This window comes from Corynebacterium intestinale (assembly GCF_023574125.1).
In the GTDB taxonomy this organism is placed as follows: Bacteria; Actinomycetota; Actinomycetes; order Mycobacteriales; family Mycobacteriaceae; genus Corynebacterium; species Corynebacterium hesseae.
The window spans coordinates 33,736-43,667 of sequence record NZ_JAMKFF010000013.1 but is presented as its reverse complement, the minus strand read 5'-3'; the positions used below and the strand labels follow the sequence as shown (position 1 = coordinate 43,667).

The window sequence follows — 9,932 nt, the reverse complement described above, 5'->3', positions numbered from 1 at the left end:
TGTCCAAAAAGTCTTGAGACATCACGACAAGGAAGTCTTTGGACTCCGTGACCAAAAACTATCTGGACTCCCCGTCCAAAAAGCCATTAGACTCCGTGTCCAAAAACTCCATAGACATCACAGCGCTAGGGCATCAGCTTGGACTAGTGGTAGCTCGGGCGCGGCATGGGAGAGCATTCCCGACGAGAGATCAAAACCCGTCGCAAAGTGCGTGCGTCCTTGCAGCCATTGCGTGCACGGCGCAGAGCCGCAACCCAGCTCGAGAACGGTGGCGGAGGAGACGTCACCAAGCAGCTGCGCCTCAGCCTCATGCAGCATTTCCGGGCACCAGTAGAAAGAGGATAGGTACTCGGGATGCTCCGCGTGGTAGGAATCGGCGTCACGATCCCAAAAATCTCGGTTGGCAGAGGATGCCGAAAACGCTGCTGCAGACATTCTTCCTTTCCCAATTCTTTTTCCATGGCGCATTTGCCGTTTTAGCTGCGAGGATGTAGGGTTATACGGGCGTGTCTATGACTCGGGACGCGCTGGGCTACTGTAGGAGAGCTCGGCACGGCTGCGAGTCGGGATTGAAATCCATCTTAAGCCTTGCGCATTCGCGCTGCTTAATGACGCTTTTCAAGAGACGCGTAACTGTCCAATTACGATCTCCTACGTTTATTCGGAGCATAACTACATGCCAACTTCTAACACCCCTCAGGTTGCGATCAACGACATCGGAACCGCAGAGGACTTCCTCGCAGCTGTCGACGCCACCATCAAGTACTTCAACGATGGTGACATCGTCGAGGGCACCGTGGTCAAGGTTGACCACGACGAGGTCCTGCTCGACATCGGTTACAAGACCGAGGGCGTCATCCCGTCCCGCGAGCTCTCCATCAAGCACGACGTCAACCCGGATGAGGTTGTCGAGGTCGGCGACGAGATCGACGCACTTGTTCTCACCAAGGAGGACAAGGAAGGCCGTCTGATCCTGTCCAAGAAGCGCGCACAGTACGAGCGTGCTTGGGGCGCCGTCGAAGAGCTGCACGCCAAGGAAGAGCCGGTCACCGGTACCGTCATCGAGGTTGTCAAGGGTGGTCTCATCCTGGACATCGGCCTCCGCGGCTTCCTCCCGGCTTCCCTCGTTGAGATGCGCCGCGTCCGCGACCTGGAGCCGTACATCGGCCAGGAGCTCGAGGCCAAGATCATCGAGCTGGACAAGCAGCGCAACAACGTTGTCCTGTCCCGCCGTGCATACCTCGAGCAGACCCAGTCCGAGGTCCGCTCCGAGTTCCTGCACCAGCTGCAGAAGGGCCAGGTCCGCAAGGGCGTTGTCTCCTCCATCGTCAACTTCGGCGCCTTCGTCGATCTCGGCGGTGTCGACGGCCTGGTTCACGTTTCCGAGCTGTCCTGGAAGCACATCGACCACCCGTCCGAGGTTGTCACTGTGGGCGACGAGGTCACCGTCGAGGTTCTCGACGTCGACCTGGACCGCGAGCGCGTGTCCCTGTCCCTGAAGGCAACCCAGGAGGATCCGTGGCGCGTCTTCGCCCGCACCCACGCTGTGGGCCAGATCGTCCCGGGCAAGGTCACCAAGCTCGTTCCGTTCGGCGCCTTCGTTCGCGTCGAGGAGGGCATCGAGGGCCTCGTCCACATCTCCGAGCTGGCTCAGCGCCACGTGGAGGTTCCGGACCAGGTTGTCAACGTTGGCCAGGAAGTCATGGTCAAGGTCATCGACATCGACCTCGAGCGTCGCCGCATCTCCCTGTCCGTTAAGCAGGCAGACGAGGACTACACCGACGAGTTCGATCCGTCCAAGTACGGCATGGCTGACTCCTACGACGAGCAGGGCAACTACGTGTTCCCGGAGGGCTTCGACCCGGAGACCAACGAGTGGCTCGAGGGCTACGACGAGCAGCGCCAGGCTTGGGAGGCTCGCTACGCAGAGTCCGAGCGTCGCTTCAACCTGCACACCGCTCAGATCGAGCGCAACCGTGCTGCAGCCGCTGAGGCCGCCGAGTCCGCTGCCAACTCCAACTACTCTTCCGAGTCTCAGGATGCAGCTCCGGCATCCGATTCTCAGGCAGAGGTTGGCGGCTCCCTCGCTTCCGACGAGCAGCTTGCTGCTCTGCGCGACAAGCTCGCTGGCAACTAAAAACTAAGTCCTCTCGGCTAGGCTCCGCCGATTAGTCCGAGACGATCTAGTTCTTGCAGAAAGGCCGCTTCTCCCCGCTGTGGGAGGGGCGGCCTTTCGCGTATCCTAAGCCGGTATGAAACTCATTGGACTCACCGGCGGAATCGGCAGCGGAAAATCGACTGTGGCGCAGCTTCTCGTGCGCCACGGCTGGGAATTAGTGGATGCCGATCAGATAGCCCGGGACATTGTTGAACCGGGTCAACCAGCGCTCGCAGAACTGGCGCAGGCTTTCGGGGACGACATTCTCCAAGAAGACGGGAGCCTGGACCGGGGGTTACTAGCTTCCCGTGCCTTCTCTAGCCACGAGAAGACCGCTGTGCTCAACTCGATTACGCACCCGCGCATTAACGAGGAAACCCAAGCCCGCTTCGACGCAGCGCGGCAAGCCGGTGCCGATTTCGTGGTCTACGATATGCCGCTCCTCGTGGACAAAGGACTCCACAAGGATATGGACGCCACCATTGTTGTTGACGTTGACGCAGAGGAGCGTGTGCGCCGCCTGGTGGCATACCGCGGGCTGGATGAGGAGGACGCGCGTCGTAGGATCGCGGCGCAGATTCCGGACGATGTGCGGCGTGCTGCCGCTGATTTCATCATTGACAACAACGGCCCTCGCGAAGCACTGGGTGAGCAGGTCGAGGGGGTCGTCGAGAAGCTGCGCGCCCGCCTAGGTTAGGCACGCAGCTTTCTGGCAAAGTACCTAGCGCGCGTCGTTACCTAGCGCGTTGCTACGACGTCAGAGACTGCAATGTGGTCGTTGTTTTCCATGTCCTCGCCCACGAAATCAAGGTCAGTGCGCATCAGCATGGTGTTGTAATCGTGCCACGATGTCAGCGTGTAATACAGGTGCTGGTCATCCTGGTTTGGCAGGACGAAGGGCGCGTACGTGTCATTGAGTGGCTCGCCGCTGACAACCTCGGTGGTCTTCGCGCTCACAAGCATGCGGCGCGGTGACCATGGTCCTTCGGGGCTATCCGCGGTGCGCATGACGATGCCCTCTCCCTCCACTCCATACATGGTGACGTACTTGCCCAAGTAGTGGTTGTAGGCCACGGAAAGCTCGGAGACCTTGCCATCGAGCACCTCGGTGGCCCGCGCGGGATCCTTCACCCATGAGCCATCTGAGTAGTAGCTGAAGGCATCTTCGTTGGGGAATTCAGACTTCAACGCGCGGGACAAATATGCCGGGCCACGGCGGCCGTTTCCCGTGGAGTAACGGTAGATATAGTCGTCGTGCTCGATGAAGGCCGATTGCTGCAGCTTTTCGAACCCTGGGCGGTAGTTTGCGCCGCCGGGAATGGGAGCGTTCGTCCCGTGGCTAGCGTTAGTGCGTGTGGCCTCCGGTACCGCGCGCCACGTGACTCCGCCGTCGGTCGACTTCACGGTCCCACCAAAGTTGGTTGACCAGCCGGTTTTCGGGTCGTGCCAAGAGCGCACGGACATGTAGTCGATGTAGTGCACGCCGTCGACCACGATGCCCGCCGTGGGGATGGTGGTGCGCTCGCCGTTGGTATCTTGATCTCCCACCTTCTGGGAGGGGATGAACTCCTTTGCACGGCCATTGGCGGACCATCCGGAATTAGTCAGCGCCTCCTCCAGACGCAGGCCATCACCATAGTCGTGGTCGCTCGTGCGCAAGAGGAGGTTGGAACGCCACCCATCACCGTCGCTCGAACAATCCATGGAATCGCCGAAGACGTAGTAGGAGCGGCCCGCGTTGTCAGAGTAGGCAATGCCGAGGTCGGTTCCGGAAATGTCGAATTTTTGGTCGGTGCGGTTCGGGGAACCGGAACCGGTGATGAGCTGCATGATTTGGGTCGGTCCGCCGGTGATTTGGCGCTGGTTATAGTTGCTGCGCTGTGGTGCTGCGGAGTCACCTGAACTGCTCGAACGAGAGGAGCTACCCAGCAGCGCGTCGAGCCCTCCTAGCGAAGAGCCACCTCCCGGCCCGGAGGCCTCGGGCTTCGACGTGAAGCTACCGGACTTCGAATAGGCCGTACACGGAGAAGCTTGGGCGGTGGGCGTGTGGGACACGATAGCGACGGGCACGAGACCGGCGATGGTCACTGCGCTGGCGAGGGAACGAAACTTCATGCCAGCCGATTCTAAAGGAGAGCGGCAACTTTTAAAGCATATGGTGGCTAAAATTTACCTTGTGCTCGTGCCCCGTTCATCTTGAGTGCTTAATCTGCCCCTCCATGGGAACCTGGGACGTTGGGCCTTTTGATAATCACGCCGCGTGCGAAGCGCTCGCGGAAATTCGTGATGGCTCCTTCGACCTCGACACGTTTAAGAAGAGCTGCGTGGATTCTCCCATCGATGTTGACGACGCCGAGGTCGTCATCGCCTTAGGCGCACTGGCGACGTCCCCGGCGGACAAACTTCCCGCTGGAGTCAGTGTCGAATCCGTTAAAGCACTGCGCACACCGCAGACTCGGGCCTGGCTGCGCAAGAAAATTAACACTGCGATGGAGCCCAATAATTCCCCGATCTATGCACTGTGGGAAACCACGGGTGAGTTAGATCTGTGGCTGCGCACGACGCGTGCTGTATTGCCCTAAACCGTTCTCTCTTGCCTCACACAGTGGCTGGGTTGTTGAGCTGCCGGAACCTAGCAGGTTTAGGCTTCGGCGCGTTAGACTGGTCGGCATGGCTTTTGCTGCTGAACACCCTATCCTGCCGGTCTCGGAACACCGTCCTGTCGGTGAAATCGAACGGCGCTCGGCCGATTTTCGTGTTGAATCAGAGTACCAGCCTGCTGGCGACCAACCCGCCGCCATCGCGGAACTGGATGAGCGGCTGAGCCGCGGCGAGCGCGACGTCGTCCTCATGGGTGCCACGGGTACCGGTAAATCCGCTACTGCGGCGTGGCTCATCGAAAAGCAGCAGCGCCCGACACTCGTGATGGCGCCGAATAAGACGCTGGCGGCCCAGTTGGCAAATGAGCTGCGCCAGCTCCTCCCGCACAACGCCGTTGAGTACTTCGTTTCTTACTACGATTACTACCAGCCGGAAGCCTATATCGCGCAGACGGATACCTATATTGAGAAGGACTCCTCGATTAATGAGGACGTGGAACGCCTGCGCCACTCCGCCACCTCGGCGCTTCTTTCCCGCCGTGATGTTGTCGTTGTGTCCTCTGTGTCCTGCATCTATGGTTTGGGCACGCCGCAGTCCTACCTCGACCGCTCGGTCGTGCTGGAGGAAGGGGAGGAGATTGACCGCGATCGCTTCCTGCGCCTGCTCGTGGATATCCAGTACGAGCGCAATGACGTGGGTTTTACGCGCGGAACCTTCCGCGTCAAGGGCGATACCGTGGATATCATCCCCGCCTATGAGGAGCGTGCGGTGCGCATCGAATTCTTCGGCGATGACGTGGATGAGCTCTACTACATCCACCCGTTGACGGGCGATGTTCTCGAGCGAGTCGACGAGGTGCGAATCTTCCCCGCGACGCACTACGTGGCAGGCCCGGAGCGCATGGCCCGTGCCATCGAGGACATCAAAAAGGAGCTCGCGGAGCGCCTCGCGGAGCTGGAGAACCGCGGCAAGTTGCTCGAAGCGCAGCGCCTGCGCATGCGCACCGAATACGACCTCGAGATGATCGAGCAGGTGGGCTTTTGCTCCGGAATTGAGAACTATTCGCGCCACGTCGACGGGCGCCCTGCCGGTTCGGCGCCGGCGACACTCTTGGATTATTTCCCGGAGGACTTCCTTACCATCATCGATGAGTCCCACGTGACCGTCCCGCAGATCGGTGGCATGTTTGAGGGTGATATGGCCCGTAAGCGCAACCTCGTGGAGTTTGGCTTCCGTTTGCCGTCTGCCGTAGACAACCGGCCACTCACCTTTGATGAGTTTGAGGAGCGCGTGGGGCAAACCGTCTACATGTCGGCCACGCCTGGTGATTTTGAAATGACGGCCTCCGGCGGCGAGTTCGTCGAACAGGTCATTCGCCCCACCGGCCTGGTGGATCCCAAGGTGACGGTCAAACCCACCAAGGGCCAGATCGATGACCTTATCGATGAGGTCCGCGCCCGCACCGCTAAGCAGGAGCGTGTATTGGTCACCACCTTGACTAAGCGCATGGCAGAAGACCTCACTGATTACCTTCTGGAGCATGGCATCAAGGTGCGCTACCTCCACTCGGATATCGATACGCTGCAGCGCGTGGAGCTACTGCGGCAGCTGCGCTTGGGTGAATTCGATGTGCTCGTAGGTATTAACCTGCTGCGCGAGGGCCTCGACCTTCCCGAAGTCTCACTCGTCGCCATTTTGGACGCAGACAAGGAAGGCTTCCTGCGTTCCACCACCTCGCTCATCCAGACAATCGGCCGCGCCGCCCGAAATGTGTCCGGTGAGGTCATCATGTACGCGGACAAGATTACGGACTCGATGCAGGAAGCCATCGAGGAGACCGAGCGCCGCCGTGAAAAGCAGATTGCCTATAACAAGGAACACGGTATCGACCCGCAGCCATTGCGCAAGAAGATCGCTGACATTTTGGACCAGGTTTACGACAACGCCGATGAGCAGGAGCAGGGGGCGGATCCCACGGCAATCGTCGACAAGCCCGATGTGTCCTCCATGGCTGCCGATGAGGTGCAGGCGCTTATCGACGACCTGACGACCCAAATGCGCGAAGCCGCCCGAGAGCTTAAATTCGAGCTGGCGGGGCGCTTGCGCGATGAGATCGCGGACCTGAAGAAGGAGCAACGTGGACTCAAAGAGGCCGGGATTTAACAGTCTGGGCCGGCGTACTGAAACCTCGTTAGTGCACTGGGCGGGTAACACCACACTCAGTGCGGGTAGCCGTGCCATACTGTTAGGGATTAACCACTAGTTATAAGGAGAATCATGCTGAGCTACAACGTCATCGCCGTGGGAACCGATGGATCACCGACATCCCTGCGTGCCGTCCGTTCTGCCGCATCTATGGCGCGTGCTTATGATGCGACGTTGATCATCGTCTCTGCTTTCTACAACCACTCCGGTTCGATGCTCGGCGCACCGAACGCAGAGGACGCCCGCGTGCCCGTCGTCAGCGAGGAAATGTCGGAGAATTTCCTCAACAATGCCGCGGAGATCGCGCACGGCGAGGGCGCGAAGCGCATCGAGATCATCGCTAAGTCTGGCGATCCCGTGAATTCCCTCATCGAGGTGGGCAAGGACTATGACGTCGACTTGTTCGTGGTGGGTAACAAGGGAATCCATTCAGTCCGCGGCCGGGTATTCGGTTCCGTTGCGACGGAGCTGACCCGTAAGGCCCACGCGGATGTTGTGGTGGTCAACACCACTGAGTAAGCGCCGGGACCCAGTCGGGCGCACAGCACACGCGCTGATCGACGCGAACACGCCAGCGTTGTTAGACTAGCGGGTGCGCAAAAGCTTTTAGAATTTTGTTTAGCGGTGGCCTCAAGGTTGGGGCCCAGCGAAGAAAGGTCATCATGAGCGATTACAACAAGATCGTGGTCGGTACCGACGGTTCCAAGTCCTCCCTGCTCGCAGTGGAGCGCGCCGCCAAGATCGCCGCAGCCTTCGATGCCACCCTCATCATCGGTTGCGCCTACTACGAGAACCAGGAGCAAGCCTCCAAGACACTGCGCCAGGATTCAGTGACGATTCTCGGTGATGAGAAGGCTCAGGCCAACCTCGCCTCCGGCAAGGAACACGCAGAGAAGTTCGGCGTGACGAAGGTGGAGACCGCTGTGCGTCCGGGCACCCCGGTTCAGGCTCTGATGTCCATCGTCAACGACAACAAGGCTGACCTGCTCATCGTTGGTAACCGCGGAATTAATTCCTTGACCGGCCGTCTGCTCGGTTCGGTTCCGGCGGATGTCGCGCGTCAGTCTGATTGTGACGTCATGATCGTCCACACCGTGAACTAAGACGCTTGACCGACGCTGTTTTGGTCAGGAAGTCCGGGATTAAAGCAGCAGACAAAGTGGCCGAGTGGCGTTGAGCCGCTCGGCCACTTTTTATCCATAGGGGTGGGCATTTCTTAACCCACAGTTTGTCTGTCGGCTTCTTTAGAGTCATGTTCTCGATTTAGGTTAGTTAAGTCTCCGTAATCACTAACTCTCGAAAGAACTTTCTCATGCGTTCTCGTACCCTTGCACTTGTCACTGCTGTTGCTTGTTCATTGACACCGGTTCCGGCTTTGGCTGCGGATACTGCGACCTATTACTCCACCAAGCAACACTATGAACCCCAGGGGGCCAGCTACTCTGAAGCACCTGCCGGTTTTCGCCAGATCTACACGTCCACTGTGAACCGCCATGGGTCGCGTGGACTTTCGAGTTTTAAATATGACGACCTGGCTCAGCAGATGTTGGAGTACGCCAAAGAACACGACCAACTCACGGAGCTGGGGGAGGAACTCATTCCGCAGGTCGAGGCCATGATCGCCGTCAATGAGGCGCTGGCTGGCGGCATCGGCCAAGAAGCCGGCTACGGCAACCTTACGGTCGTGGGCCGCGAGGAGCTACAAGGGATCGGCCAGCGCAATGCGCAGCGCAACGCTACCTTAATGGAAACCATCGAAGAGGAAGGCCTCAAAGTCAAGTACATGTCCTCCGGTGAGGATCGTGCTAATGATTCTGGGTGGAACTTTGCTAAAGCATGGCTCGCGCAAAAGCCCGAGTTGGCGGATAATCTGGTTGACGGCATGAAAGATGGCCACGTGAGCATCGAATCGCGTACCGATCTCATGTATGCCCACAAGGATAAAGAATCTCCGTCCTATAAGGAGTATTCCGAGTGGAAAGACTCGGAAGTTCTCAACGCGAAGGTTGAAGAGGCTTATGCCAAACCTGCATCGCAGACTGCCGCGCGCAGCCTCCTGCGCAAGATCTTCACCGAGGACTTCATCACAGGCCTAGAGGATGGATCCATTTCTTTTGTCGGCCGTGAAAAGGATGACAAGACGGTTGAAGGCATTGTGGATGCAGCCTTGCAGTTCTACAACCTGTACATCATTGCTCCAGCCTTGGCTCATGAGGAAAAGACACCAGCGGAAGGCTGGATCTTTGACCACTACATGGATGAAGCCAGCGGACCGACTTTTGCTTACCTCTTGGATGTTGAGGATTACTACCAAAAGGGGCCAGCCATTGAAGCGCAGACTGTCTCTTATGACAACTACGCGCCGCTTCTGGAACATATGATTCAAGGCGTCCAGGACCGCGCCGCTGGTGGCAATGTAGCTGCCGAATATCGGTTTGGGCATGCCGAGACCATCATCCCGTTGGCCGCCCTCCTAAAGCTCCCAGGATCTGAAACAGCAACTCCACGAGGTGAGCTTTATACGTGGGAGAATTCCGCATGGAGAGGCGACCACGTAGCCCCGATGGGAGCTAATATCCAATGGGATGCGTTCCAAAACGAACGAGGCGACACCCTTGTGCGCATGCTCTACAACGAAAAAGAAGTGCCGTTCAATGAAGGCTGTGAGCCGATCTCAGAAGGATCGACCTTTTACACCATTGATGAGCTTGCCGCTTGTTTGCCGTTAGGAGCAACGTCGGATCACTCTAAAGCTCGCATCGGAGAAGGCGGCGACCACAGCGCCCAGCCATCCACATCTGCTGACGTCTTTTCTTCACAAGCCGGCGTTTGGGGAGTTGTTGCGGCAGTCATCGGTGCACTGGTGATCACCGCTGGTGTTGCTATGACAAACGCTCAGCAGATCAAGGAGATCCTCAACAGGTACGGCGTTCAACTGCCCTTCTAGAAACTAGATAAGAAAGGCATG

The 9,932-nt window shown here is 58.5% G+C and carries 8 protein-coding genes and 1 pseudogene; 7 read left to right on the top strand and 2 right to left on the bottom strand.

The window, feature by feature from the left end; all coding sequences use genetic code 11:
- Positions 1 to 120 precede the first annotated feature (120 nt).
- Positions 121 to 435, bottom strand: a pseudogene (locus M5J06_RS11870) (class I SAM-dependent methyltransferase); the annotation flags it as partial.
- 241 nt (positions 436 to 676) lie between these two features.
- Here M5J06_RS11870 and rpsA point away from each other — a divergent pair.
- Positions 677 to 2,137 (top strand): 30S ribosomal protein S1, encoded by a 1,461-nt coding sequence (gene rpsA / locus M5J06_RS11865; protein ID WP_010190105.1) that lies wholly within the window; start codon positions 677 to 679, stop codon positions 2,135 to 2,137.
- 115 nt (positions 2,138 to 2,252) lie between these two features.
- Entirely contained in the window at positions 2,253 to 2,855 is a 603-nt protein-coding gene (gene coaE, locus M5J06_RS11860; RefSeq protein ID WP_250224737.1) for a dephospho-CoA kinase, read from the top strand.
- Positions 2,856 to 2,896: 41 nt separating this feature from the next.
- On the opposite strand, the gene M5J06_RS11855 is transcribed toward coaE, so the two are convergent.
- Positions 2,897 to 4,273 (bottom strand): glycoside hydrolase family 183 protein, encoded by a 1,377-nt coding sequence (locus tag M5J06_RS11855; protein ID WP_250224736.1) that lies wholly within the window; start codon positions 4,271 to 4,273, stop codon positions 2,897 to 2,899.
- 104 nt (positions 4,274 to 4,377) lie between these two features.
- Between M5J06_RS11855 and M5J06_RS11850 the strand changes: the two genes are divergently transcribed.
- The 5 genes from M5J06_RS11850 (at position 4,378) to M5J06_RS11830 (ending at position 9,911) form a co-directional block, all read left to right on the top strand.
- Positions 4,378 to 4,740 carry a DUF4259 domain-containing protein gene (locus M5J06_RS11850; protein ID WP_198530966.1) on the top strand — a complete coding sequence of 121 codons (363 nt, stop codon included), beginning with the start codon at positions 4,378 to 4,380 and terminating at the stop codon, positions 4,738 to 4,740.
- A gap of 88 nt (positions 4,741 to 4,828) precedes the next feature.
- Positions 4,829 to 6,922, top strand: coding sequence for an excinuclease ABC subunit UvrB (gene uvrB, locus M5J06_RS11845; RefSeq protein WP_144675061.1), 2,094 nt, complete (start codon positions 4,829 to 4,831; stop codon positions 6,920 to 6,922).
- A 114-nt stretch (positions 6,923 to 7,036) separates the two neighbouring features.
- Positions 7,037 to 7,483, top strand: a complete 447-nt coding sequence (locus M5J06_RS11840) for a universal stress protein (protein WP_070523204.1) — start codon at positions 7,037 to 7,039, stop codon at positions 7,481 to 7,483.
- A gap of 143 nt (positions 7,484 to 7,626) precedes the next feature.
- Positions 7,627 to 8,067, top strand: coding sequence for a universal stress protein (locus M5J06_RS11835; RefSeq protein WP_010190091.1), 441 nt, complete (start codon positions 7,627 to 7,629; stop codon positions 8,065 to 8,067).
- A 209-nt stretch (positions 8,068 to 8,276) separates the two neighbouring features.
- Positions 8,277 to 9,911 (top strand): histidine-type phosphatase, encoded by a 1,635-nt coding sequence (locus tag M5J06_RS11830; protein ID WP_143335981.1) that lies wholly within the window; start codon positions 8,277 to 8,279, stop codon positions 9,909 to 9,911.
- The last annotated feature ends 21 nt before the right edge of the window (positions 9,912 to 9,932 follow it).

Bases quoted from the DNA above. Each gene is read 5' to 3' on its own strand.
- M5J06_RS11835 (WP_010190091.1), top strand. From the start codon at position 7,627: ATGAGCGATTACAACAAGATCGTGGTCGGTACCGACGGTTCCAAGTCC.
- M5J06_RS11830 (WP_143335981.1), top strand. From the start codon at position 8,277: ATGCGTTCTCGTACCCTTGCACTTGTCACTGCTGTTGCTTGTTCATTG.
- M5J06_RS11855 (WP_250224736.1), bottom strand. From the start codon at position 4,273: ATGAAGTTTCGTTCCCTCGCCAGCGCAGTGACCATCGCCGGTCTCGTG.
- coaE (WP_250224737.1), top strand. From the start codon at position 2,253: ATGAAACTCATTGGACTCACCGGCGGAATCGGCAGCGGAAAATCGACT.
- M5J06_RS11840 (WP_070523204.1), top strand. From the start codon at position 7,037: ATGCTGAGCTACAACGTCATCGCCGTGGGAACCGATGGATCACCGACA.
- uvrB (WP_144675061.1), top strand. From the start codon at position 4,829: ATGGCTTTTGCTGCTGAACACCCTATCCTGCCGGTCTCGGAACACCGT.
- M5J06_RS11850 (WP_198530966.1), top strand. From the start codon at position 4,378: ATGGGAACCTGGGACGTTGGGCCTTTTGATAATCACGCCGCGTGCGAA.
- rpsA (WP_010190105.1), top strand. From the start codon at position 677: ATGCCAACTTCTAACACCCCTCAGGTTGCGATCAACGACATCGGAACC.